The 24,230-nt window shown below is 60.0% G+C and carries 21 protein-coding genes and 3 pseudogenes; 14 read left to right on the top strand and 10 right to left on the bottom strand.

From position 1 onward, the window contains the following. Positions 1–183 precede the first annotated feature (183 nt). Positions 184–387: a cold-shock protein gene (locus PQR32_RS14705; RefSeq protein WP_083083486.1), complete on the top strand. Its 204-nt coding sequence runs from the start codon at positions 184–186 to the stop codon at positions 385–387. Positions 388–466: 79 nt separating this feature from the next. On the opposite strand, the gene PQR32_RS14700 is transcribed toward PQR32_RS14705, so the two are convergent. Next, entirely contained in the window at positions 467–1,036 is a 570-nt protein-coding gene (locus PQR32_RS14700; protein ID WP_408227725.1) for a phasin family protein, read from the bottom strand. A gap of 298 nt (positions 1,037–1,334) precedes the next feature. Here PQR32_RS14700 and tauD point away from each other — a divergent pair, with 298 nt between their 5' ends. Together tauD and PQR32_RS14690 are read left to right on the top strand one after the other, a co-directional pair. Beyond that, entirely contained in the window at positions 1,335–2,168 is an 834-nt protein-coding gene (gene tauD / locus PQR32_RS14695; RefSeq protein WP_408227722.1) for a taurine dioxygenase, read from the top strand. 277 nt (positions 2,169–2,445) lie between these two features. Beyond that, on the top strand, positions 2,446–2,757 hold the full coding sequence (locus PQR32_RS14690; protein WP_408227719.1) for a hypothetical protein: 312 nt from the start codon (positions 2,446–2,448) through the stop codon (positions 2,755–2,757). On the opposite strand, the pseudogene PQR32_RS14685 reads toward PQR32_RS14690, so the two are convergent. Next, positions 2,749–2,967: pseudogene (locus tag PQR32_RS14685) on the bottom strand (metal ABC transporter substrate-binding protein); the annotation flags it as partial. The gene PQR32_RS14690 and the pseudogene PQR32_RS14685 overlap by 9 nt on opposite strands. A gap of 324 nt (positions 2,968–3,291) precedes the next feature. On the opposite strand from PQR32_RS14685, the gene PQR32_RS14680 reads away from it, so the two are divergent. Genes PQR32_RS14680 through PQR32_RS14670 form a run of 3 tightly spaced genes read left to right on the top strand, consistent with a single transcriptional unit; the run spans position 3,292 to position 6,050 of the window. Next, entirely contained in the window at positions 3,292–4,542 is a 1,251-nt protein-coding gene (locus tag PQR32_RS14680) for an SfnB family sulfur acquisition oxidoreductase (RefSeq protein ID WP_408227716.1), read from the top strand. Positions 4,543–4,545: 3 nt separating this feature from the next. Next, entirely contained in the window at positions 4,546–5,808 is a 1,263-nt protein-coding gene (locus PQR32_RS14675; protein ID WP_408227713.1) for an SfnB family sulfur acquisition oxidoreductase, read from the top strand. Beyond that, the gene (locus PQR32_RS14670) at positions 5,808–6,050 is read left to right on the top strand and encodes a hypothetical protein (RefSeq protein WP_408227775.1); all 243 of its coding nucleotides are present in this window, start codon (positions 5,808–5,810) and stop codon (positions 6,048–6,050) included. Before PQR32_RS14675 ends, PQR32_RS14670 begins: the two co-directional genes overlap by 1 nt. Positions 6,051–6,097: 47 nt before the next feature. Here the strand turns inward: PQR32_RS14670 and PQR32_RS14665 are convergent, their stop codons facing one another. Next, entirely contained in the window at positions 6,098–6,406 is a 309-nt protein-coding gene (locus PQR32_RS14665; RefSeq protein WP_408227710.1) for a class II glutamine amidotransferase, read from the bottom strand. An 11-nt stretch (positions 6,407–6,417) separates the two neighbouring features. Here PQR32_RS14665 and PQR32_RS14660 point away from each other — a divergent pair. Together PQR32_RS14660 and PQR32_RS14655 are read left to right on the top strand one after the other, a co-directional pair. Further along, a pseudogene (locus PQR32_RS14660) lies at positions 6,418–7,068 on the top strand (acyl-CoA dehydrogenase family protein); the annotation flags it as partial. A gap of 360 nt (positions 7,069–7,428) precedes the next feature. Continuing rightward, complete coding sequence (locus PQR32_RS14655) at positions 7,429–8,052, top strand: MmgE/PrpD family protein (RefSeq protein WP_408227707.1); 624 nt, start codon at positions 7,429–7,431, stop codon at positions 8,050–8,052. A 190-nt stretch (positions 8,053–8,242) separates the two neighbouring features. On the opposite strand, the gene PQR32_RS14650 is transcribed toward PQR32_RS14655, so the two are convergent. Then, positions 8,243–9,034 (bottom strand): phytanoyl-CoA dioxygenase family protein, encoded by a 792-nt coding sequence (locus PQR32_RS14650; protein ID WP_408227704.1) that lies wholly within the window; start codon positions 9,032–9,034, stop codon positions 8,243–8,245. 189 nt (positions 9,035–9,223) lie between these two features. Here PQR32_RS14650 and PQR32_RS14645 point away from each other — a divergent pair, with 189 nt between their 5' ends. From PQR32_RS14645 to PQR32_RS14630, 4 genes are all read left to right on the top strand, one after another. Continuing rightward, a complete protein-coding gene (locus tag PQR32_RS14645; RefSeq protein ID WP_408227701.1) occupies positions 9,224–9,400 on the top strand; it encodes a hypothetical protein in 177 nt (58 codons plus the stop codon). A 50-nt stretch (positions 9,401–9,450) separates the two neighbouring features. Further along, a complete protein-coding gene (locus PQR32_RS14640) occupies positions 9,451–9,987 on the top strand; it encodes a DUF2231 domain-containing protein (RefSeq protein WP_408227698.1) in 537 nt (178 codons plus the stop codon). Positions 9,988–10,015: 28 nt separating this feature from the next. Continuing rightward, positions 10,016–11,299 carry a PQQ-dependent sugar dehydrogenase gene (locus PQR32_RS14635; RefSeq protein ID WP_408227773.1) on the top strand — a complete coding sequence of 428 codons (1,284 nt, stop codon included), beginning with the start codon at positions 10,016–10,018 and terminating at the stop codon, positions 11,297–11,299. 166 nt (positions 11,300–11,465) lie between these two features. Further along, positions 11,466–12,398: a hypothetical protein gene (locus PQR32_RS14630; RefSeq protein ID WP_408227695.1), complete on the top strand. Its 933-nt coding sequence runs from the start codon at positions 11,466–11,468 to the stop codon at positions 12,396–12,398. A gap of 306 nt (positions 12,399–12,704) precedes the next feature. Here the strand turns inward: PQR32_RS14630 and PQR32_RS14625 are convergent, their stop codons facing one another. From PQR32_RS14625 to PQR32_RS14600, 6 genes and pseudogenes are all read right to left on the bottom strand, one after another. After that, positions 12,705–13,358 (bottom strand): hypothetical protein, encoded by a 654-nt coding sequence (locus tag PQR32_RS14625; RefSeq protein WP_408227770.1) that lies wholly within the window; start codon positions 13,356–13,358, stop codon positions 12,705–12,707. Between the two features lie 822 nt (positions 13,359–14,180). Then, entirely contained in the window at positions 14,181–16,556 is a 2,376-nt protein-coding gene (locus tag PQR32_RS14620) for an alpha-amylase family glycosyl hydrolase (RefSeq protein ID WP_408227693.1), read from the bottom strand. 786 nt (positions 16,557–17,342) lie between these two features. After that, positions 17,343–18,005 (bottom strand): dihydrofolate reductase family protein, encoded by a 663-nt coding sequence (locus PQR32_RS14615; RefSeq protein ID WP_408227690.1) that lies wholly within the window; start codon positions 18,003–18,005, stop codon positions 17,343–17,345. Positions 18,006–18,262: 257 nt separating this feature from the next. Continuing rightward, positions 18,263–18,615 (bottom strand): annotated as a pseudogene (locus tag PQR32_RS14610) (SET domain-containing protein); the annotation flags it as partial. A gap of 745 nt (positions 18,616–19,360) precedes the next feature. Continuing rightward, complete coding sequence (locus tag PQR32_RS14605) at positions 19,361–20,227, bottom strand: TetR/AcrR family transcriptional regulator (protein WP_408227687.1); 867 nt, start codon at positions 20,225–20,227, stop codon at positions 19,361–19,363. A 43-nt stretch (positions 20,228–20,270) separates the two neighbouring features. After that, a complete protein-coding gene (locus tag PQR32_RS14600) occupies positions 20,271–21,152 on the bottom strand; it encodes an NmrA family NAD(P)-binding protein (RefSeq protein WP_408227684.1) in 882 nt (293 codons plus the stop codon). 241 nt (positions 21,153–21,393) lie between these two features. On the opposite strand from PQR32_RS14600, the gene PQR32_RS14595 reads away from it, so the two are divergent. Further along, on the top strand, positions 21,394–22,398 hold the full coding sequence (locus PQR32_RS14595; RefSeq protein ID WP_408227681.1) for an alpha/beta fold hydrolase: 1,005 nt from the start codon (positions 21,394–21,396) through the stop codon (positions 22,396–22,398). Positions 22,399–22,460: 62 nt separating this feature from the next. Beyond that, positions 22,461–23,453 carry an epoxide hydrolase gene (locus PQR32_RS14590; protein ID WP_408227678.1) on the top strand — a complete coding sequence of 331 codons (993 nt, stop codon included), beginning with the start codon at positions 22,461–22,463 and terminating at the stop codon, positions 23,451–23,453. The last annotated feature ends 777 nt before the right edge of the window (positions 23,454–24,230 follow it).

Here is a 24,230-nt window from a genome sequence, read left to right as displayed (position 1 = left end):
CGCGGCTGCGTGATAAACATCGAAGAATTGATTCGTTTCGAGTGCTTCACACTTGCCGTATTGTTTAAATTGCGCCGCGTGGATGAAACATCTCGCGACGCCACCTGGACGCGGCAGCAACGGAGCGCGTCAGCGCGAAACGCATTCGCCGCGGTCCAGCCTAACACTCGGTAAGGAATGCTCATGGCGACAGGTACGGTCAAGTGGTTCAACGACGCGAAAGGATTTGGCTTTATCAAGCCCGATGACGGCGGCGATGATCTGTTCGCACATTTCTCCGAAGTGCGTACGGAAGGTTTCAAGTCGTTGCAGGAGAATCAGAAGGTCAGTTTCGAGGTCAAGCAGGGGCCGAAAGGCAAGCAGGCTGCCGACATCAAGCCGCTCTAGGTCGGGTGCACGGAATGGGCCCCGGATCTGGCGGCCCGTACGACGCCCCACGGCCCCGCAGCCGGGGCATGGCCGTTTATCAGGCGGCCTTGGCGGCTCGCGACGCGTGAGCAGCGCTTTCCTTCACGGCTTTCGACGACGTGATAGTCGCCGCATTGAAATTGTTCTCCGCAATTTCGGCGGCCTGTCGGGTTGCCTTGTTCACGGTGTCGAAGGCGTCTTGGGCGGCGGTGATCGTCGACTTCAGCAGGGCGACTGCTGCTTCTGAGCCAGTCGGTGCGTTCTTTGTGACGCCGTCGAGAAAGGCCTGCGCGTTCTGGCTGTACCCGATAAATTGTGCTTCGGCCTGTTTGACGAATTCCTGATGAGTGGCCGTCAGAATCTCATGAACCTGCCGATTGTATGCATTGCCCTTTTCAGCGGCAGGCTGTATGAGGGCGTTATGAAGTTGGAAGAGATCGGGCAGCTCTTTCCCGGCCAGTGCTTTCTGCGCGCTCTCCTGAGTTTCAGAAAAAATCGACTTCGCAGCCTGCAGGTTCAGGAGGGTCAGCTTTTCGACGCCCTCGACAATCTTGCCTGTCAGGCTGAAGAATGTGTCTACATGATTCTTTTGAGTTGCGGCGAATTGTTCCTGAGAAAACTGGGTCATGTCGATCCTCATGGGTAGACGGCGGTGTTGATAACAAACACATGGCGCGAAAGTGATGCGTCGCAACATGAGCCCCATTCTTGTTGTCCAGGAGTGGTGAAGTCAAATCACTTATTCGCGAAAGCAAAGATGGTCGACGAGATGGCGACATTCGCTGTTCGGCGAATCGGCGAACGAAGCCATCAACCAAAATCCATAAGTAAATGATTTCTTGTTGGTTGGTTTTACGTCGGTTTTCGCGGAGAATCTGCCGCCTGAGTTCGCCAGCCAAAGTATCGGTGCCTTCAAGGAGTGTGGAGTGAGTTTGAATTTCACCCGTCTAACGCCGGCGCTCGGTGCGTTGGTGGAGGGTATCGATCTGGCCCAGCCCATCGATCAGGACGTGCGGGACCAAATCCGCGAGGCGTTGACACGCCATCAGGTATTGTTCTTTCGCAATCAGATTTTCAGTCCGCTACAACAACGCGATTTCGCTGCGCAGTTCGGCGATCTGCACACCCATCCCATCTATCCGCAGCATCCCGCGGCGAGCGAGATCATGGTGCTGGATACCGAAGCGGTCGACCTCAAAGACAACGCCATCTGGCACACTGACGTCACGTTCGCCGAGACCCCTCCGCTTGGCGCTGTACTCGTCGCGCGCCAGTTGCCGGAATACGGCGGCGACACACTTTGGGCGAGCAGTTTTGCCGCGTATGACGCGCTATCGGACAGGCTGAAGACCCTGCTGGAAGGACTGACAGCAAAGCACGATTTCACCAAAACCTTTCCGCTCAAGCGTTTCGGTCTGACCGAAGCCGATAGACAGCGCTGGAATGAGACTCGACTCAAGAACCCGCCGTTGAGCCATCCGGTGGTCCGCACCCATCCAGAAAGTGGGCGCAAGGGCCTCTTTGTCAATGAAGGATTTACCACCGAGATCGATGACTTGCCGGAAGAAGAGGGCAAGGCGTTACTCAACTTCCTGTTCGCGCACCAGTCGCGCCCGGAATTCAGCGTGCGCTGGCGCTGGGCGTTGGGCGATGTGGCCTTCTGGGACAACCGCTCGACCAGCCACTACGCGGTCGACGACTACCGCCCCGCCCGACGCGTCATGCACCGCGCCACCATTCTCGGCGACAAGCCATATTGAGCGGCGTAGCCCGATCACGCTGGCGTAGTAAGCGCGGGCGTTGAGCAACCGCGATCGCGCGTTGTACACAAGACTCCCGCGGCGCTGGCTGATCGGGGTTATGCGCGCATGACGACGTGCCGCGCATTTCATAACCATATCGAAACTCAGTCTTTCCAAAATTTTGCGAACGCTGCCATGCTTCCGTTCAGGCCGTGCGCAAAGTCAGCGCGCGGCATTCGTTCCGAAACCGCAGTGGCCGACCTTTGTGAGCATGGATCCGTTAATCGATAGTTTGATGCTGAAAATGAGACACAACCGTGTCTACACGACTATAACTTTCGCCCGTCTGTTCGGTGTATCGGAGAAGGCCGTGGATGCCGCGCTCGCCACACTGATCGACGCCGGTAAGGTGCGCACCTGCATCAACGCGCGGCGCGACGTTGGATACTGTTTGGCCGGCGCCACGCCGGCGTCCGGGTCGGCGACGCTGTCCGACGCAACCACCGTTGCTACGCCGCCTTTGCTACGCCGCGTCGACGGTGCGCTTGCCGGCTACGACAGGCAACTCGATGCGCATCGTTCGCTCGCCATGCTCGTGCGCCGCTGAGGTTTTCGCGGAGTCGGAGAACGTCGTGACCTTGATCGTGAGGCCATGCCTGGCGTGTTGACCGCGACTGCGCGCCATACGTCCTCATCCTCGCCAGACATGATGCCGACATGCACTGTTACGCACTGTTTGATCGGCTGCCAGCGCCGGCCGTGCACTCACGATGCCGCAGGTCAGAAGAAGGGGCAGCAATGCGCCCTTAAGCGTCAGGGTTGTTTTTCATGTGTTCCAAAGTGTTCAAAATGAAGATCAAGAGACGCCAGGTAGTCAGCCGCCATGACACAAACAACATCGAGCACTATCGTTATGCAAATGAACGCAAGGACGTACGACGAATCTTGCGCTGCGTGCGAGCGGGCTCGGCAAATCGAATCACGTCATAAGAAATTTCCAATTCGATAGTAGGCGTGATTGTCATGTGCTGGTCCAATAGACGATTAGCCCTTCCGTGCCGAGTCGGATGCGTGCTGCTGTCAAATAGCAACAGGCCGAAGCGTGCGAGCGGACGGGTCTCAACAGTCTGTATGAGCCATCATGTCCAATCCCGAAACCAGTTCTGTCGCGTCGCGCGTGCCGACGCGTCCCGATCCGGCACGCGTTGCGCGGATCGCCGATGACGCGGAGGCGCTCGCCGCATCTAAAACACTCGCCGCCGTTTTCGCAGTGGACGCCGCCGAGCGTGACCGCAAGCGCCGGCTGCCATGGGACGAACTGGATCTGTGGTCGGAAAGCGGTCTTGGCGCCATCACCGTGCCGCGCGAGTATGGCGGAGCCGACGTGTCGTTCGCGACGCTGGCCGAAGTCTTCGTGAACCTCTGCGCGGCCGATCCGGCGCTCGGGCAGATTCCGCAGAACCATTTCGGCGTGCTGGGCGTGCTGCGCGAAGTCGGCACAGCGGCGCAGAAAGAGCGTCTGTACGCAGAAGTGCTGGCGGGCCAGCGGCTTGGCAATGCCGGCCCGGAGCGTCGCTCGGCGGCAGCCACCACGGTCCTGCAAGGCTCGACGCGTCTCTACACTACACCGGACGGATTGCGCCTCGACGGTCGGCGGTTCTATTCAACCGGTGCATTGTTCGCGCACCGCATCCCGGCGCGCGCGAGCGACGACGAAGGCCGCGCCGTGCAGGTCTGGGTGCCGCGCGATGCGCCTGGCCTTACCGTGATCGACGACTGGAGTTCCTTCGGCCAGCGCACCACGGCGAGCGGCAGTGTGGTCTTCGACCAGGTGCCGGTCGATCCGCGGGACGTGCTGCCGATCTGGCAACTGGCCGATCGTCCGGGTCTGTTCGGCCCGACTTCGCAACTGATCCAGGCGGCGATCGACCAGGGCATTGCACAGGCCGCAGTCGCCGATGCGCTCATCTTCGTGCGCGAGCGCGCACGGCCGTGGGTCGATTCGGGCCTCGAACACGCGACCGACGACCCATACATCATTGCCGACATCGGCCGCCTGCAGATCGACCTGCATGCCGCGCATGAAGTGTTGCTGGACGCCGGCCGCACGCTCGATGCGATTAGCGCTCAGCCGATCGATGCCGAAGCCAGCGCGCGAGCGTCCGTCGCCGTGGCTGAGGCGAAGGTGCTGACCACGCGCATCGCGCTCGAAGCAAGCGAAAAGCTGTTTGAACTGGCGGGCTCGGCGTCGACTCGCGCCGGACACAACCTCGACCGCCATTGGCGTAACGCGCGCACTCATACGTTGCACGACCCGGTGCGCTGGAAGCTGCATCTGCTCGGCAACTATCACCTGAATCAAGTGCTTCCCGCGCGCCACTCGTGGAATTGAAACATGGCCATTGATCTTTCTCCCGCGACTCGCGACAGCGCGACTTCGACGCTGTTAGCTAGCGAATTGCATTCCCTGGACGTTCCCGACCTGATCGCAGACGATGCGCAGGCGCTGCTCGCCGCGCGGCGCCTCGCCGAGGAGTTCGCGCTCGAAGCCGCGCTACGCGATCGCGATCGGCGGCTTCCGTGGGCTGAGCTCGACGCATTCGTGGCGAGCGGCCTGTGGGGCATCACCGTGCCGCGCGAATTCGGCGGTGCGGGCGTGAGCAACGGAACACTCGCCGAAGTCACTGCGACGATCGCCGCGGCCGACGGCTCGCTCGGCCAGATACCGCAGAACCATTTCTACGCACTGGAGGTGCTGCGTGTCGGCGGCAGCCTCGAGCAGCAACGCTTTTTCTACGGACGCGTGCTCGCGGGAGATCGTTTCGGCAATGCACTCGCCGAGGTTGGCCACAAGGATTTCAAGCGCCGCACGCGACTCACGCGAGAAGCGGCGGGCTGGCACATCGACGGCCGCAAGTTCTATTGCACAGGCGCGCTTTACGCCCACTGGATTCCGACGCTGGTGGTGGCGGAAGACGAGGTCGGCGACGTCACGTATCTCGCGTTCGTCCCACGCGAGACGCCGGGCGTCACCGTCACCGATGACTGGGACGGTTTCGGCCAGCGCGTCACCGGCAGCGGCTCGGTGCAGTTCGATCACGTGCGCGTCGAACCGGAATGGGTCGTGCCGTTTCAGGTGTCGTTCGAGCACCCGACGACGATCGGACCGCTCGCGCAGATCATTCACGCGGCAATCGATCTGGGTCAGGCACGCGGCGCCTTCGACGCCGCGCTGAAGTTCGTCCGTGAGCGTTCGCGGCCGTGGATCGATGCGAAGGTCGAACGTGCCGCCGACGATCCGCTGACCATCGCGCAGTTCGGTGACCTTTCGGTGCGGCTGCGCGCGGCTGAGGCGTTGCTGCGCCGCGCGGGTCGCTTCGTCGATACGGCGCAGGCGCAGCCCACCGAGCGAACGGTCGCCCAGGCGTCGATCGCCGTGGCCGAGGCGCGCGCGCTCACCACGACCGTTTCGCTGGATGCCGGCTCGCGTCTGTTCGAACTCGCCGGCACGGCTGCGACGCTCGACGGTCTCGGTCTCGACCGCTTCTGGCGCAACGCGCGTACTCACACGCTGCACGACCCGGTGCGCTGGAAGTATCACGCCGTGGGCAACTTCTATCTCAACGACAAGCTGCCGCCGCGGCATGGGGCCTTGTGATGGCGAAGAAACAGATCCTGCTCAACGCGTTCAGCATGCATGGCGTGGGTCGCATCAATCACGGCCTGTGGGACGCATCCGCGCGACCGTTCGAGCGGCTACGTCTGCTGCGGAACCGCGGACAGTACAAGACCGCTTATGCCGATGGCACGCTGCGTCACAAGTTGTCCGGAGAGGACGACCAGTTGCCTGCACGGCACGCGGCGGCGGCCTTCCGGCGACACACGGCAAAGGTGATATGAAAAGGGCGCCGCACGCCGGTCGGCACATGCGCGGCGATGCCGGGAACCTACACACCGGGCAAAAAGGTCACATCGTTGCGCCAGGCCTGATCGGCCGTCGGCCGAGATAGCTCGCGCGTCGCCGCCGGTGCCGACGCGAAAACGTGTTCTGGAACCGGAATGAAGGCTTGTCGCTGCAACATGCCGCCCGAGAACATCAGGAGGTCGCCGGGGCGGCAAATGATCCACTCTTCGTCCGTCAACGGTGTGGTCGCAATTACCGTTGTGCGATCCTCCGGTTTGCCCCGCTCGGCAAAATCGATGGACAGGTCCGCATCGACGAGTCGTGCGCTGGCGAAAGGCCACGTGCGCGTCACGTAAGCGAGTGCAAATCATCGACGATTGGGACGGCATGGGGCAGCGCATGACCGCGAGCGGGAGTCTCGTGCTCGACAACGTGCAGGTGTTGTCCCACGAGATTGCGACACGTGGTTATACCAGTCTCGCCGGCCGGCATGGTAGCGCAGTGCGGCAGCTGCACCTGGTGACGGTCGCGGCCGGTATCGTGCGCAATGTTCTCGCGGATGCGCGGCGCTACGTGACGCAATACGGCCGTCCGGTGCTGCATAGCCCCGCGCCCTCCGCACGCGAGGACGGTTTCGTGCAGCAGGTGGTGGGCGATCTCGCAGCCCACAGCCTGTCGATCGATGCCCTGGTCGCGGCAAACGCTCGCACGCTCGACCGTTCGGCGAATGCGATTCACAGCGGCGCAGCCAATGCGGATGAGCGGGTGCTGGAAGGCGCGCTGGCTACTGCGAAAACACAGCTCGTGGTCAGCAAGCTGGCGCTGTACGCCGGCGAGCGTCTGTTCGAGATTGGCGGCGCGTCGGCCACGGGACGCACGCACAACTTTGACCGCCATTGGCGCAATCTGCGCACGATCTTCAGTCACAACCCTTTGCTGCACAAAGCGCGCGTGATCGGCGACTATGAGCTGAACGGCGTGACCACGCATCTCACCGAAGGACGCGTGTTCTGATGCGCCCTTGACCCGTGCTTCATAAAGCACGGCATACGATGACCCGCTCGCATGACGAGCAACCGCCAACGCGTCTTTCCTCGGCTCCCTGCTTTGCATGTGCATAACGATTGGTTCTTTTGCTATGGCAGCGGCTTTATCGTAAGTGCTGCGGCAGCAGCATGGCCGACACCACGACATTCCATTCGGCCAGCACGTACCGAATCATTGGCGCGAGGATCGGGAGGGTCGTCCCGACGATAGCCGCCAGCTGGTGGTCGTTCGCGGAGGCGCTGCCGCTGAGTTCGGCAACGGCCTGCTTGCCGGTTGAATCGATAGCGGATGCCGTTTCGTAGAAGCCGATAGCGTAGAACGAAGAAGTTGCAGGCTGCGCTCGCCGACAGTTGGGATCTGCTGACGCCGGGAATCGCACTGAAGCGCTACGGAGCGTGCGGATGCACCCATTGCGCGTTGGATGCGCTCATCAGTCTGAAGCAGACGCACGGCTTCAAGGGAGGGGATATCGAAACGATCGAGTGCGTCTCGCATCCTCTCGCGAAGAAGGTCCTGCAACACGCCCGACCGGACACTGGACTGCAAGGCAAGTTCAGTATGGAGCACTCTCTGGCGGCGGCCCTGGACGGGATGTTGACGTTAGCTCACTACGAAGATGCTGCGGTGCAGCGCGAGGACGTGCGCAGACTGGTTCCGCGAGTGCGTTTCGTGGTCGACGAGGCGCTTGAGAGCAGTCCGTCGGCCGATGCGGTGCCCGCCATCGTCACGGCGCGTCTGCGCGATGGCCGGGCGTTCAGAGAGCGGGTCGACGTGCCGCTTGGGGATCGGCGTCGTCCGCTGTCGGATGCGGATCGACGCCAGAAACTCGCCACCTGTGTTGCTCTGGGCGCCGATGTGGCCGCTGTTGACGCCCTGTGGAACCGGCTCGAGCGACTGGATGGCGAAAACGACTGGCGCGCGCTCTGGACGCTGGCGGCGCAAGTCGCTTGACGCCTGATGGTGAACGCCGGTGCGACGCAACCGCTGAGCTTGCGCGACTTCGAGGAACTACTCTTCGAGCGCGGGGTGAGCGTGGCATACGAGACGGCAGGACGCGCCGTCGTGTCCACGGAGTCGATGCCGGTTCGTCCAGTGCTCTGGTCGACTCCTCACGCTCACATACGAAGCCTCCGAGACTGCCTCAATAGGCGAACTTCTGATACGCCTCGGGCGCGCGGCCAACGTCCAGTCGATCTACGCGCGGCATATAGCGTAGTAGCCGCTTTGCCCGGAGGCTCAGGCGTCCGTCCACGTCGGCCGGCACATCAATATGAACCTCGGGTCGAAAATACCAGCTCCTGCTGTAGCCGATCACCACCATAGGGCGCGGCTGATCCGTCGTGTTCGGTGTACCTCGATGCAGCGCGCGAACGTCCCGCACCATGACGTCGCCGAGTTCCATCTGGACGGCCTGCAAACCGACCCGGTTCTCGCGCCACGCCTTCATGGCTTCGTCCGGACGCATGCGATGCGTGCCTAGCGTGGTCTCAAAGGGACCGTTCTCGAGGGAGACGTCGCACAAGGGAAAATTGACCGCCAATTGAAAGGAGGGCATTTCCGGCTGATCGTCGAACAGCGGAGGCGTGTCGCGGTGGATGTCCTGATACGTCGAGCCGTTCAGCGGCGTATCGGTCGCGAGTTGGCACATCACCGGGTCGTCACCCACGACCCGCTCGACGATACCGAGAATGGCGCGGTCGCAAAAGATGCTTTCGTCGGCGAACACGCCCGAGAACGGGAGGGTGATGTAGTGCCGGTTGTCGCCGCGCACCGCAGTTGTTCGCGAGGCGACGCGCTCGCGCAGCAGTGGCTCGAATGCTTCGCGCCAGGCAGCGAGCAACGCCGCAGGAAAATGGTGCTTCAAAACAATCATTCCATCGCGTTCGAATGTCGCAGCGCATTCGTCCAGTTTGTCAGAAGAGAGGTCGGCCACGGTCGTCTCCTTGCAGTTGTCGAACTTTCATCGAATGCATCCGTCAGGCGTAAATCAGCGAGGCTACGTGAGACAAACGGGGAGCGCTAGCGCCCGGGCAGGTTCGCTGGTCCGCGGCACGCCGCATGCTTCTGCAGAAAGGATCATGCACCTGATGGTCAACAGTCTACCTACCGAAATGGAGTTTATATGGCTACCGAATCCTCACGCCCAACGCCGCCACGTCAGACCGAGACCGACCCGACCGCCGCGGACCGCCGATTGAGCGACGAACAGAAAGAGTCGCTGAAGAATGAACCAGCGCCGCCGAAGCCGAATAGCGGCGAAAAACTGCCCGATCCGAAAGAGGTGGGCGAAGCCGGCTGATAGGGAGGACAGGCTGTGCCGCGCCTGTTGCTCGCCCGCACGGGTCGCGCATGCAACATGCCTGGCCTGAATTCGTTCCGACCGAACGCGCCGCTTGTTTAATCCGACCTTGCTTGCGCGTACTCAGCACAAGGGATTCACCTATGATTCAGGCCACTCCGACCGATCGATCGAGATTCGCCACGGCGGTTTTCGAGCTGTTAAATCCGATTCCGTACGGCCTCTTCGTCGGCACACTGGTTTTTGACGTCACCTACGCGGCCACCGGCAATGTGTTCTGGGGAAAGGGAGCTGCGTGGCTCGTCACTGCGGCACTGTTTTTTGCCATCATTCCGCGCGTGATCAATCTTTGCCACGTATGGATTTCGCCGCGCGGCACGGTGGCGGGTATCGAGAAACTCGACTTCTGGTTGAATCTGCTGGGCATCGTCGCGGCGATCGTCAACGCCTTCGTTCATAGCCGGGATGCTTACGCAATGGTTCCCGAGAACGTCATTCGGTCGGTGATCACCGTGGTACTGCTGAGTATCGGGCAGTTCGCTCTCGGGTTCGCCAGATTCGGTTTCAAGGGGGCGGCTCGTGAATAAAATCGTCTTGAGCGGTGCCCTTGTGATCATGCTCGCGGCCCTGACCGGCGGATGCAGCGAACACGCCGAGTATGATCCATCGAATCAGGTGGGAGCCAATCCACCATTGCCTGGCGTGCACAATTTTCTGGCGCCTCCGATACAGGTACCAAAATATGTCGGATGGCAGAACGGCAACAAGCCGAAGGTCGCGGATGGCCTGCAGATCGAGGCGATCGCGTCCGGGCTCCAACATCCACGCCAGGTCTATGTCCTCCCGAATGGCGACATCCTGGTGGCGGAAGCGAATAGTCCTGATGCGGAGCCTGTGACCACGCCGAAGCAGTTGATTGCCGGCATGATCACGGCCCGGTCGGGAAAAAAAGAACAAGGCGCCAATCGCATTACGTTGCTGCGAAAGCGGACCGACGGCAGCGGGCAATGGGACAAACATGTATTCATCGATCATCTGCATTCGCCGTTCGGCATGCAGCTGGTCGGCCACACGCTCTATGTCGCCGACACGGATGCCATCCTGACGTATCCGTACCAGTCGGGTGAGACCCGTATTTCGGCTCCAGGAGCGGAACTCACCGACCTTCCGGACAAGATCAACCATCATTGGACCAAAGCGCTGCTCGCAAGTCCCGACGGCAAGAAGCTGTATGTCGGTGTGGGCTCGAACAGCAATGCTGGCGAAAACGGTCTGGACGTCGAGTATCGGCGCGCGAATGTACTGGAAGTCGATATCGCCACGGGCGGCAGCCGTATCTTCGCGGCCGGGATCCGCAACCCGACAGGGCTGCAATGGGAACCGAAAACGGGACAGCTCTGGGCGGTCGCCAATGAACGCGACGAGATTGGCGCGGATCTCGTGCCCGATTACCTGACTTCGGTGCGGGAAGGTGGCTTCTATGGTTGGCCGTACAGCTATTGGGGTCAACATGTCGACCGGCGCGCGCAACCGCAGCGGCCCGACATGGTCGCAAAGGCGGTCAGGCCGGATTATTCGATTGGCTCTCACGTTGCCCCGCTGGGACTGCTTTTCTATAGCGGCAGCAATCTGCCAGCGCAGTATCGAGGCGGTGCTTTCATTAGCGAGCATGGCAGTTGGAATCGTTCACCGCTGAGCGGTTATGCGGTCGTGTATGTCGCGTTCGAGAATGGCAAGCCTGTTGGCACACCGAAGGCTGCCGTCAGCGGCTTCGTTTCCAACGACGAAAAGGAGTCGTATGGCGCGCCGGTCGGGCTGGTCCAGGACACGGACGGCGCACTCGTCATCGCTGACGATGTCGGCAATACAGTGTGGCGTGTAACAAAAGTGGGCGGCTAGGAGCGGGTCGTACCGACAAAGCGGCATCGAACGAGGGTCACTATCGACTCTTGTGCGAATGCCGCCGGTCCACGCCATCTTCTGCAAGAATGCGAGGGCAACCGGCGCGCCAGGTCTGATCCACGCCTGGGGCCCCGCAACCCGAGTCAAAAGTAGGAGGACGTCCATGAGCAGGCTTGTCAGATCCCCGGCAGGTAACCGGAGAGCGCGGAAGTGGTTGATGGCCGCGATATTGGCGGTGTTCTGCTGCCTGTGCCAGAGCGCCTTCGCGCAAGCGGCCGACAACGCGGCGAGCCTGCGCGACAAATACCAGAGTCTGACGCAGCAGCTCGCGCACAACCAGTTCCAGCGACCCCTGTACCTCGAATCGCAGGAGTTGCCCTCGGCACTCAAGGGCGATATTTACGGTGTGGTCAACTATCCGTTCGCGACGCTCAACGGCGCGCTCAATGACCCGGCTCAGGGCCCGGCCAACTGGTGCGACGTGCTGATCCTGCATCTGAACACCAAGTACTGCCATGCATCGACGAGCGCCAATGGTACGGTCCTCGCCGTGAACATCGGCAAGAAAACGGACGAGTCGCTTTCCTCGTCTTACCGCGTGCAATTCAACTATCGCCCGGCAGCGAGCAGCCCGGATTATCTTCGCGTGGAGCTCTCCGCCGCCACGGGTCCGCTGAGCACGAAAGACTACCGTATTGTGCTGGAGGCGATACCCTTGGGCGATAGCCGCACCTTTATCCATCTGACCTACGCCTACGGTTACGGCACGGCGGGACGGCTTGCGATGAAAACCTATCTGGCGACGATCGGCAGCGACAAGGTTGGCTTTTCCTCCATACCTGATCCGTCGACGGGTGAGACGCAATACATCGGCGGCGTGCGCGGTCTGGTGGAACGCAATACCATGCGCTATTACCTCGCTATCGATGCATACCTGAGTGCGCTTTCCGGCCCGCCCAACGCCCGCCTCGACAAACGCCTCACTGGCTGGTTCGATGCGACCGAGCAGTATCCGCGGCAATTGCATGAGGTCAGCCGCGCCGACTACATGCAAATGAAGCACAACGAGTATCAACGTCAGCAGACCGCACAGTAGGCCGCGTAGCAGGCGAGCGTCACAAGTCCGATCGGCTGCCCTGCCGCCTGGTTGAAATCGCAATGGGATTGGTCGACCTCGCTCGGCTTTGCTCGCCCATAACATTTGAAAGCTCACCGCAGCCGTACCCGACGCAAAGAGCAGCAACGCCGGTAAGGGAAGAACAATCACGCAGCCTTGATGGCGCGGTTCTCACGGCGATGCGGTCAGGTTTGGCGAACTTGTGTTCGTTATGTTCTTATTTTTATAACAATTAACCTGGGAGAACTAGTTGAAGCGGGAAGCGGCATCCAATCCGGCGGTTGGCTATCGCGCGCCAGTCGGTCGATCGGGCCGACGGTCTATGGTAGGCCGGCTAGCCGATCTCTCAAGATCAGGCCCGCTGAGGCGTTTGCCCGGCGGCTCCTCGTCGTCACCGTGGTCGACTCGCGCGCCGGCGCGTCGTGTCATCGGCAATAGCGCCAGGATGTCTTTCATCGTATAGAGCATGATCAGCGCGCCTGCGAGGTCGCCTACGAACATGGCAAAAAGACGCTCTGCAATGTTCTCCGTGTCGCCTTGCAGGGCGAACCAGATGTGATGGAGAAGCGGATTCGCTGCTGAATATGCCAAGGCAAGGACAAGAAGCCGCTTGGGCGTGAGATTCGTCAGAGACGCACGTAGTCTGTAGCGCTCCAGCGCCAGCCGGTAGACCGCATACGGTGCCACGGTCGCAATGATCCCGCCCGCAAATGAGCGAACCGGGTCGTGCGGAAAGAAGTAAAAGAAGTCAACCAGCCAGCTCGCGATGAGCAGGCCGATTGCGCCGTCGCCGCCTAACAGCAGTGTGCTCAAAAGCCGGACGCCGGATGGCAAGTAAATCCAGTTCACACCGCGCACGAATTCAGCGTGCGTGAAGATTTCCTGACCGCGCGACGCAGACAGACAGCGCAAATTCGCATACCGGCCGCAATAACAAATTACTTGATGGCCTCGCCAAACAGATTGTAGGCACAAGCCAGCCTCATGTTGCGAGGCCGCCATGCGTACTTCGACCGGGGCAGGGTATTTTCCTTGATGGCTGGATGCGATTTTTTTCATATCGCGCGCGAGGCGACAAAACAATTCCGCTGCTTGCAATCGACTGGACAAGTTTCCATGAACGTCTCTGTTCCATTCGTTCATGAAGTGTAGTTGCATAAAATCAAACGCCGTTTCCAACGACTGCGCAGGCGAAAATCTGGACGTCGACGCTCAGCTATCAGTCCGGCCGACCACGCGTGCCGCCAAACGACTACTTATAAACCGTTAGCAACGTCTGTCGCGCGCGAAATTGCCCTCCAATGGGTTGGCTAATTCGACCACGTGATAGTGACGCCAAGGTCATTTGTATAACACACGTCCATAAGAAAACGACAGAGTCTCGAAACAGTCTTTGCAGACCAAAACATTCCGGGTAAAAATAAATGGAACTGGTACGTACACTGCCGCGCTGCTTGCGGCAAACTACCGCGCCGACGCAAGCGATCGCGATGACCCGCGTCGACATCGCGCTATTCAATGGATTCGCACTGCCCACGGTCGCAGCAATCATCGAGATCTTCCAGAAGGCTAACTCGCTTGTTGCGGCGCTGCGGTATCGGCAGCTGCGGCCAGTTAGCGAAGCTGTTCCGAAAGTATCTTTCGGCGACACCCACTGGCTACCGGGATATGCAAACGAGGGCCTTTGGGGCACCTCCAGGTGGATACCCCTCTGCGGAGGCTGCAGGCCAGCGCCTTTGCCTGGCTTCCGGTCAATCCGGATCAGGTTCGTTGCAGCACGACGACTGCACATGCTGGTAGGACTACGTTTAACGCGTCGCCCGTCGGATGCAATGGGAGTGCGCCGTTGCTGATATTCTGGCCGCCGTACTCAGCATAGTCACTGTTGAATACCTCCCGCCACGAGCCCCTGCGCAGCCGATCCCCCGTCAGCCAATAGCCAGACCCGAACGGCATATTGCCAAGGGAACCGACGACCAGGAATTCGTCCACTTCGCCCCAACGATGAAACGCGATGACGCGGTTGACGTCATGGATGACCGAGATCTCAATGCTCCTCGAGCGGAATGCGCCATGCTTGACGCTGAGCGCGACAAGCGCGCTGTAGAAGGCAAACAGTCTTGCTCCCGAGCCTGTCGCCAGGCCGATAATGTCTTCCCGGTTATCGAGGAAGTCGTTATAACGATAGGGGTTCGCTGCGCCTACTTCCTCTCCCATGAAGAACATCGGCGTCCCGGCGGAGAGCAGCGTCATTGCCGCAGCGAATCGGACTCGCGCCTCGGCCCACACCCGTGTAGCGCCAACCAGAGGTGCATCATTGACCGCGGTTACAATTGTCCGGGCCGAGCCCCCTCGATTGCCGACGTCGTCATGAGATTCGTTGTACACGACTCTGGCGGTCCCACTCGTCTCGAGAGCGCCGGCGAATGATGTCATCGAGAGAGGGCGATCGTCTCCATAACCTGCCAATTTGAGCAGCTGCGCCTGCGGACCGCTCTCGAATTCCACCAAGTTGTGGTGAAAGTCGGCGAACCACGTCGCGTTGAACCCGAGTCCATTACCTGCGAGGCTAGGATCGGTCAATGCCGACCAGCCGGAGTAATCCTCAGCGAAAAGAAACAGGTTCGGCTTGATGAGACGCATCGTTCGCGTCCACTGTTTCAGAAACTTGACTCCAAAAGCAGCCGCGCGCGCGGCCGGTCGTTGGGTTGCGTGCAGCACGGGATACTGATGGATCGAACTCGTCTGATCGAGCCGGAATCCGTCGACGTGGCACACTGAAACCAGAAAGGCGGCGCTGGAAATGAAGATCTGCCTTACCGCTTCCACATCGAAGCGCGGGGCCCAGCCCGACGAGAGGTTGTCTATATATCCGCCAGTTGGATCGGCGTAGTCGCCTGGATTGCCTTCGTACCAGTAGTAAATGTTTCGTGTTGGATCATTCGAATCGTAGGCCCACTCAGCCCGGTCGGCGTCCGCATCGAAATGGTTGTAGCAGACGTCAAGAATGACCACGATGCCCCGACGATGGCACGCCTTCACAAAGTTCTTGAGCCGGTCCGTGCCACCGGCAGCCTGGTCCATTGCGAAGAAGTGGGAGGTCCCGTAGCCCCAGTTCGCTTCCTTGTCGAACTCGGCGATGGGCAGCAGTTCAACCGCATTGACGCCCACCCGCACAAGATGGTCCACAAACATGATGGCGTCATCTAGCGTCCCCGGGCCTGTACGGCCGAAACCCAGGGCGCCCACGTGCAACTCATAGATGACCAGGTCTTCGATACGATTGGGCAATGGCCGCCTTGCATCGAACTCATCGGCCCAAAACTGATCAGCCTTCAGTTCACGGGCAGGACCTAGCGTTACCTTTGACGGATCACATACCACGGAACAGCTTTTGGGGCCGTCGAGAGCTTCTGGAGGTCCCGCATAGTGCGCGCCTTGCGGGTCGACGTCGCCCGAGCCTATCTGCATCAGCGACCAGATGTCGGTGCGAAACGCGGTGGATGCGTCGTCCTTCACGATTTCAAACATATAGGGTCGGCCGACCATTGCTTCGAAAGACTCGAGCATTGGTGCGCTGCCTGACGCGACGCGCCAGATTCCACCATCTTCTTTCGCCATCGCAATGTTCCGGACACCGCCAGTGCCGTCGTCGGAAACATACCCGGTTTTGGGGTCCGCAATCACCAGCGACACGTTACGGGCGTTTGGTGCCCACGCTGAAAAAGTGATACCGTCAGAGCCACCCGGTCGAGGTTGCCTATGAACCCCAAGCAGTCCGCACCAGGTAAGGCGGTAGGTTTGGGTCGACGGTGCGTCGCGCAACGTGAAAGAAAGTACCCGGTCTGTCCTGTTCTCGTCGTCGACCTCGGCGGCGATAGCCCACACATCCTGGCCGGCCGGGCCGTCCGCTTTGACGCCCCAGCAGAAAGTTGACCCCAAAGACTCAGGTGCGAAAGAGACCTCAGCTTTCCAGTATTTCGGGCCTGCGGATTCCTGTACCTCGACCATGATGGTAGGTGTCCAGTTATCCGAAGGTGTGCCGCGCTGGTCCCAGCTCCCCCATAAGCGGACGGCATCAAACTTGATATCGGCAAGTTCCGGGCGATATTCGAAAGTCAAAGTCTGTATCGCCATCTAAGCTCTCCTTTAGCGCGCGAAAAGACCTTCCGGCAAACTGAATTGCAGGCTCCTGCAGGCAGCTTGAACAACAATCAAATCGGTGTGGCGTGCGTGACCCGTTATCGTGCCAACTGACGATGCGAGCGCTCCAAGGCCGATCAGAAAAATCGCTCGCAATGGCAAGGGTGGACCTTCGAACCACGGAGCGACCCAAGGCGACGATCCAGGAAGAAATCAAGGCTGCCAGGCGTTGCGGCAAACCGGCCACCCCCTTGCCATCATAGTCCGCGAAATAAGTAGGAGCAGGATGTTGTATCGACGTTTAACGGACATAACCAAGCAAATTGCAGCAGTAATCCGACACCTGTTCCAACGCTGCGTGTCTCAATGGGTTTTTCTGTTCGGACTGTCGGATGTGTCCGTGATCGACGGCAGTCGCGGCGGCAACAGTGCGCGGCGCTACGCTGACCGACAAGGCGATTTTGCGCGAGCGCATTCTTCAGGCCCGCACGCAAGGTTTGAAGGGGATGCGATACAGCACTACCTGCCAGAGCTTCGGCAGGCGGCGTCTCATCTGAGGGCAGCGTCGTAGAAGCAGTCCTTCAAGTTTGAATAATGCCAATTGGTCGGCGCTTGAACGTGTAGGGGGCTAGGATGGCGCGCCAATCGTGAAGCGCAGCGGTCGGCCATCTTCGGCCAGCAGCAGCCGCACGACGCAGTGGCCTGGAAATCGCAATAGCGGCCGTTCAGGCTTGGGCGTGTGCGAGAACCAACCCATGACCGGCCGGCCGCAACCGGTTGTTAGGCGTCCGCGCGCCCTTGGTGCCGTAGGACGACGTGCGTGGCTTTCTCCGATGCTACGAATTCGACGCATTCGTATCCCAGAGCCCGCAAGTCAACCCCTTCGAACAGCCGTTCTCCTGCGCCGAGCAGGACGGGTGCGATAGCAATGTGCAGTTCATCAATGAGGCTCTCGCGAAGATACTGCTGGATGGTTTTCGATCCACCGCCGATGCGCACGTCCATTCCGCCGGCCGCCTCGCGTGCCCTTTCAAGCGCTTCGCGAATGCCGCCCGTGACGAAATGGAACGTCGTGTCGCCTTCCATCTCGATGGGTGGACGTGCATGATGCGTCATGATGAAGACCGGAACGTGATACGGTGGATTGTCTCCCCACCAGCCTTTCCAGTTCATGTCCGGCCACGGCCCACGAAGGGGGCTGAACATGTTTCTCCCGAGAATCCAAGCCCCAACATTCTCAAAGCCACGAGCGGCGAAGTCATCGTCAACCCCGGTCGTGCCGCCGTCCTTCCCGAACAAGGCCCGCTGAAACGTGCGTGTTGGAAATAACCACTGGTGCAGATCCGTCCCGCCAATGCCGAGCGGATTGTTGATGTCTTGATTTGGGCCTGCTCCGTATCCGTCGAGCGAGATAGTGAAGCTCTCAACGCGAACTCGTGTCATCTTATGTCTCCGCTTGGACGCCTAACTATTAACTCTGGGACAGATCAATTGCTTCATGTCTTGGACTCTGCCAGCAATTGGTAGTTGCCGCAACGCAGACATCTAGCTGAAGGATCGCATAGGACGCTGTCAAACTTCCCTATCACCATAACTGGCAGATCGGGCTGCGTAAATTTACATGAAGGGACAACCGGGGTCGCCGAAACAGTACAGTCGCATAGTTTCACTTAATACTCAAATCCGTTTGAGTTTGAAATTCCATCGACTGTGAGACCGTAATCGATGAAAAGCTCGTCGCCGGGCTGGATAGCGGCGAGTGCGTGAATAAACACACGATCGCCCGTCTCAATCGCCTCGCAGTGGGGCGCGCACGCATGGTTGAGAACGCGGGCGCTGTTGCCGCTGCGACTGCCATCGATCACACGCCCGTCAGACAGCCCGAACACGAAGGTGTGACCGGCTTCGGATCGCTGCGGGCGGCGGCACGCCGCGAGGTGGTTACTTCACCCTTGTATTCGATGAGCCGTTCGCCCGCGGCCATCGGCTGCAGCGCGAAAAGTCCCTTGCCATGTACCGATGAGCGTCGAGCACTGATGCGTCGCAAGCGCATTGTGTTGTTTCCTTTCTGAATCTGTGGGCGCGATCTTCATACAGGCGCAAAGCATTTCGCTGAGATCACATGTATTCAATGCGCCTCGTCGTTACCGTGCGCAACTAACCGTCAGCCTCAAACCAATTCGTCCTTGGCTTCGCCATAAATCCGTCGGCAGGAAAGGGGGGGGCGTTCACATATTCCACTCCATGAGATGCCGGTCGTGTCCGTGCGAACTGAAGTTACGGGGACGGCTAGGGCTTTTTGCGTTGCGCGGATGGCAAGCCCGGAGAGATCCTCTAATGAAGCAGCGCTGACAGCAGCATCTACGCACGCCATTGGCTTTCATCCAGATGCGTCTGAGTTCGACAAGGTGAGCCGCGTTGAGCCAGTCACCCGTTCGCGCCATCGAGAAAAGCTCGCCGACCACCAGGTATCAGTGCAGTTCGCCACGAGCTTCGTCGTCGAAACTCAAAGGCGTTGGCAGTAGCCGCTCGACGAGAGAGACCGTATAGGCAAATTTGCTATGGTCTCCCGGTCCCGGCGGTTTAAACCAGACTCCGCGAGCTCCCGCTCTTCAGGGCGGGACCTGGAACTGTAGCGAGTGGGGAGCGACGCCATCATCGGTGCGATCGCCCAAGTCGGTGATGACGCCTGTAGCGCGAGCGACTATTGCGAGCCGAGCCACCGTGTGCTCGAGTTTTCCAACGACCAGGTTGGGATGAGGGAAACGCGGGGTGAGGCCTAAGATTTACGCACTGCATCATTCGTACATTTTGAGCACCTGCTCCAGCGCTCCTTCGATTATCTTGTTCGACAGACTCGGGTCCTTCACTGCGCGAGCGAGTGCTATTGAACCCACGCAGGTGCTGAAGATCGTCACCGCCTTATCCTGGGCGTCTTCCGTTTCCGAAAACGACTGCGCGAGCAAATTGATGATTTCACTGACACGTTCGGTGAATACCTCGCGGGTTGCATCAGGAGCGCGCGCCACATCGTTGACCAACGCCGAAATTGGGCAACCTCTTCCGACGTTGTTCCGATGACTTCCTGACACATATGTGCTTATCGCCTGCTGAGGCGCAGTCTTGAGCGCGTCCTGAATATGCTCGATGTCCTGCAACGCCATGATGAAAGCCTCGGTCACAAGCGCATCGCGTGACTCGAAATGTTTGTAGAAGCCGCCGACGGTTAAGCCAGCTTCTTTCATGATGTCGCCGACACTAATCCCGTCAATGCCGCGCTCGCGCAAACGACGTGCGGCGACTTGCACAATCCGCTGATGCGTGGCCAGTTTCTCAGCTTGTGAGTGCCCCATTTTTTTCAGTCTCAAAGATGATTGTCCTGCGAGTCCATCGGCAATGCCGAAGCCGGGCGGCAAGTCCGGTTTGCCCGCCGCGAAGAATGAAAGGCGCTGTCCTGGCTGGAGCATTGCTGCAACTTGAGAGACGCTTTCCGCGACGAAATTTTTCGCGTCCCCTAACGATGCAAATTCCGGTCGATACCGCGCCCCGCCTTCACTGCGTTCGACGAAGCCCGGGGGCGCCTCGGCCAGAGCGATCCAGACCGGATTGCCAGGTATTCCCTCAGTTGCGATTTTACTGGCTGCATCAATGTTGGAGGACTGCATGACACGCTCTGTTTTGTTCGGCTTCTCCGCTGCGAGGCCGCGGTCAGGCGAACAGCGCCGCGTGCTTCCTGATAAATGCCTGAACCGTCATTGGCGGAGTGCCGGTCAATTCCTCGATGAAGGAATTGGTGCCGGCGAAAATGCCCTCCTGGTAATCGACGGCAACCGACAGCAGATGCTGCGTGAAGGTGTCGCTAAATTTTGGGTCGGTGTCCAGGCGTTTTTTGAACAGGTCGAGATCGACAGGTTGATAAGTCACCGTCCTACCCAGCGCCTTGCTCATCTCTGCCGCAATCTCATGGTGATTCATCTCGACCGGCCCGTGCAGCGGATATACCTTGCCCGCGTGCGGTGCCGGATCGCGAAGGATGGCGGCAATCACGCGACCCTGGTCCTCCGCTGCGATGGGTGCATGGCGCCCTTCGCCAAAGGGCAGGCGCAATACGTCTTCCTTTTTGATGCTCGCGACTTGACCCGGGTAAGTGAGCCATTGAGCGAAAAACGTAGGGCGGAGATGCGTGACCGGCGTGCCCGCCCAGTCGAACACCTGCTCCGAGATCCAATGGTCTCGCGCGGCACGGCTTTTCGCCTCACGGCGTGCCGAAATCTGCGACATGTTCACAATGGATTCGACTCCGGTCTCACGGGCAGCCTGTGCGAAAGAAGCGCTGGCCGCTATCCCTCCAGCCTCGATCGGATAGACGAAATAGGCCGATGAGATGCCTTGAAGAGCGCGTGCGACGTCGTCGATATCCGAGAGGTCGCCAACCAGCACCTCGACGCCCTGCGCGCGCAGCCGCTCTGAGCGGGCGTCCTCGCGTCGCACCAGGGTTCGTACCTGTTCGCCTGCAGCCAGAAGGGCAACTGTCGCTGCTCCGCCCGTGTCGCCCGTCGCGCCTGCGACAAAAAATTTACGAAAAGCCATTTGAAAGCTCCGCTCGATTCATTAATTGGGAAGGTGACGAACGCTTCGTCACCGAATCTGAACTGGAGTATATTCATAATCCTGATCGACAGTTGATGATAATCTCGTACTAGTCTTTTGCAAAATGCCGCTCTCGACGCGGGCGGCAGGCGCGTTGGCTGCGTTCGCGAACGCACGCTGCAAATGGAATTCGAAGACCGCGTCCTTCCCGGACGACCGTACATCGGAGGATGCTCCTGCCATGATCGCTCATACCTTCAGCTCACCCCGTCATTCCACGCGCTATTGGGAGGCCGGACCCGCCGAGGGGCCATTGATGATCTTCCTTCACGGCTGGCCCGGCGTCGGTCTGATGTGGCGCGCGCAGATCGAGGCTTTCGCGTCGGAGGGCTGGCGCTGCATTGCGCCGGACATGCGCGGATACGGCGGCTCGTCGACACCAGGCGCGCCCGATGCCTATGCGCTCAAAGAGGTGGTTGACGACCTGGTCGAGCTTCATGACCATCTGGGCGCGAGTCCGGCAATATGGGTCGGCCACGACCTGGGAAGCCCGGTGGCCGGGGCGCTCGCTGCGCACCACGCGAAGCGCAGCCGCGCGGTTGTGTTCGTCTCCGTTCCGTATATGCCCGAGAGCTTCGGCTTGCGCAGTCTGTTGCCCCTGGTCGATCGCACGCTCTATCCTGCCGACCAGTATCCGGACGGGCAATGGGACTACTACCGTTTCTATCGGACGCATTTCGATCAGACCGTTACCGACTTCAATGCCGACATAGCGGCGACACTGGCGGCGATCTATCGGTCTGGAGACCCGAAGTCCGTGAACCACATTTATCGCTCTGCGCTGGTCTCGCGCAATGGAGGCTGGTTCGGTTCGGCACGTCGCGCGCCGACGGTGGCTCCGGACGCGGCGCTCTGGCCGTCTGCTGACTTCGACGCGCTGGTTGAAGCGTTTTGTGTGACCGGTTTTCGTTCGGGTAACGCCTGGTATCTGAACGATGACGCCAACGTCGCCTACGCTCGAACTGCGCCCGACAGCGGCCGCCTGAGCCAGCCCGTGCTGTTCGTGAACGGCCAGTTCGATGGCATCTGCGACATCACCCGCAGCGCTCTCGGCGAGCCCATGCGAAACGCCTGCACGGATCTGTCTGCAGCGACGCTGGGCGCTGGCCACTGGCTTCCGCTCGAACGCAAGGCTGAACTCGTCCAGGTAATCCGCTCCTGGCTCGAGGCGAAGGGGCTTTCGTAGCCATCATGGACGCATCTTGATCCGCATAGGGTTCTGCACGTCGACTAAAGGAGTTGAATGAAATGAGCGCATCGAACGGCGATGAAGTGACTTCAGATTTCAGCGATGGCATCAAACAATACGACATTGCGACCAACGGCATTATCTTGCACGTGACGGAGCAAGGGGAGGGGCCAGCAGTGCTGTTCTGCCACGGTTTTCCGGACACCTCCTATACCTGGCGCCGGCAGATGAAGGCCATTGCCTCGGCGGGATATCGAGCCATTGCTCCGGATATGCGTGGTTATGGACGAAGCTCGGCTCCGGCCGACGCAAGCCTGTACACACCGTTGCACACGACAGGCGACCTGATTGGTCTGCTCGATGCGCTGGAGATTCCCCGCGCCGTCCTCGTCGGTCATGACTGGGGGGCGACGCATGCGTGGAACGCGGCGCTGATGCGGCCGGACAGATTCGCGGCGGTATTCTGCCTGAGCGTCCCTTTCGTGCCGCGCGGAGACGTCAGTGTTTTCGACAGGATGCGAAAGGCGGGGCATCAGGACAAGTTCTATATGTTCGAGCAAATTCGGGCCGACGCCGACGAAATCTGGGCCAACGCCGCGGTGACCATTCCCGGCATTCTGTATTGGGCATCGGGTACTGCGCCAACCGGGGAGCAGTGGAGTCCGATGGATCCGGCTCGAAGCCTTTATCGTGCCGCCCCTGGACGGTTGCCTTCGTGGGCGCCACCGGACTACGTCGCACATAACATCGCGGAATTTCAGCGTACCGGTTTCCACGGAGGGTTGAATTACTATCGCGCGGCGGAGCCGTATTTCGTCTTGTCCGCTCCGTGGAAGGGCGCGAAGATCGTTCAGCCGTCGTTTTTTATCTGGGGCAAGGCGGACGGTCTGAAAGAGCTATATCCGCTTAGCCTGGACGACCTTCGCGCCGGCTTACCCGGCCTTGCAGGAGGACTCGAACTCGATAACGTGGGGCATTGGGTACAACATGAGGCCGCCGCCGAGGTCAGCGACCAACTGCTGAAGTTCGTGCGTGCCGTTGATCTCGCGTGATCGTTACGTATACCGTCCGGTTTACTCTCGGCTCCAGGCTCCGTTTCTTGGAGCGAAGAAAATGGCGGCGTAACGGAGGCTCACTAGAGTCTTCAATGACCCTTGCACTCAAAGAAGGGACATCGACCAACAGGGGCACCGGTCGTCCGAGTTGGGCCGAACTAAGACCGTCGTTCGTCGATTTATTTTGCAAAGTCACTCCTAAAAAAATCGTCGTGCCACGGTTATGAGCTTTGTACCCAAGAACGGCCGCCTGCGGATCAAGGTGTTGACCAAGACCAACGGCTCGGGTCAGCCTCCGGGAAGCCGATGCATCCTCAAAACTTTTTTGCAACCCGATCCGTAGTGCCAACTGGTTCTGATTGCTCGAGAAGATCGCGGACGGGTTGTTGTCGGCGCAGCCGGACGGTGTAACGATTGCGGATAGAGCGATCTCGCCGGCATGATGCCTGTGCCTGTGCCTGTGCCTGTGCCTGTGCCTGTGCCTGTGCCTGTGCCTGTGCCTGTGCCTGTGCCTGCGCCTGGAACCGGAATTGAATCGCCCGCCTGTCCGACCGATGCTCAGTTGCCTGACACGCAAGCCGGGGCGGCAACGATCTTCAGCGTATAAATCGTCGACGCGCGCCTAGTTGCTGTGGCGCGATCGGCTCGACCAGCCACGAAGGCAGCTGATTCAAGTCCAATTCGCTTGGGCCGAGTTCGACCTTGGCATCTGCCATTGTAATGACCAATGTCGGCAGAGCGGCATGGTGACGTTCGATGCCCGGCGCGGTACGA

The sequence above is a fragment of the Paraburkholderia dipogonis genome (genome assembly GCF_046027395.1).
GTDB lineage: Bacteria > Pseudomonadota > Gammaproteobacteria > Burkholderiales > Burkholderiaceae > Paraburkholderia > Paraburkholderia dipogonis_A.
The sequence above is the reverse complement of the archived record's forward strand: the minus strand, read 5'-3'. Positions and strand labels throughout refer to the sequence as shown.

Coding starts and splice junctions, on each gene's coding strand:
- PQR32_RS14705 (WP_083083486.1), top strand. CDS start 184: ATGGCGACAGGTACGGTCAAGTGGTTCAACGACGCGAAAGGATTTGGC.
- PQR32_RS14700 (WP_408227725.1), bottom strand. CDS start 1,036: ATGACCCAGTTTTCTCAGGAACAATTCGCCGCAACTCAAAAGAATCAT.
- PQR32_RS14690 (WP_408227719.1), top strand. CDS start 2,446: ATGCTGAAAATGAGACACAACCGTGTCTACACGACTATAACTTTCGCC.
- PQR32_RS14680 (WP_408227716.1), top strand. CDS start 3,292: ATGTCCAATCCCGAAACCAGTTCTGTCGCGTCGCGCGTGCCGACGCGT.
- PQR32_RS14675 (WP_408227713.1), top strand. CDS start 4,546: ATGGCCATTGATCTTTCTCCCGCGACTCGCGACAGCGCGACTTCGACG.
- PQR32_RS14670 (WP_408227775.1), top strand. CDS start 5,808: ATGGCGAAGAAACAGATCCTGCTCAACGCGTTCAGCATGCATGGCGTG.
- PQR32_RS14645 (WP_408227701.1), top strand. CDS start 9,224: ATGGCTACCGAATCCTCACGCCCAACGCCGCCACGTCAGACCGAGACC.
- PQR32_RS14640 (WP_408227698.1), top strand. CDS start 9,451: ATGCAACATGCCTGGCCTGAATTCGTTCCGACCGAACGCGCCGCTTGT.
- PQR32_RS14635 (WP_408227773.1), top strand. CDS start 10,016: ATGCTCGCGGCCCTGACCGGCGGATGCAGCGAACACGCCGAGTATGAT.
- PQR32_RS14630 (WP_408227695.1), top strand. CDS start 11,466: ATGAGCAGGCTTGTCAGATCCCCGGCAGGTAACCGGAGAGCGCGGAAG.
- PQR32_RS14620 (WP_408227693.1), bottom strand. CDS start 16,556: ATGGCGATACAGACTTTGACTTTCGAATATCGCCCGGAACTTGCCGAT.
- PQR32_RS14615 (WP_408227690.1), bottom strand. CDS start 18,005: ATGACACGAGTTCGCGTTGAGAGCTTCACTATCTCGCTCGACGGATAC.
- PQR32_RS14605 (WP_408227687.1), bottom strand. CDS start 20,227: ATGCAGTCCTCCAACATTGATGCAGCCAGTAAAATCGCAACTGAGGGA.
- PQR32_RS14600 (WP_408227684.1), bottom strand. CDS start 21,152: ATGGCTTTTCGTAAATTTTTTGTCGCAGGCGCGACGGGCGACACGGGC.
- PQR32_RS14595 (WP_408227681.1), top strand. CDS start 21,394: ATGATCGCTCATACCTTCAGCTCACCCCGTCATTCCACGCGCTATTGG.
- PQR32_RS14590 (WP_408227678.1), top strand. CDS start 22,461: ATGAGCGCATCGAACGGCGATGAAGTGACTTCAGATTTCAGCGATGGC.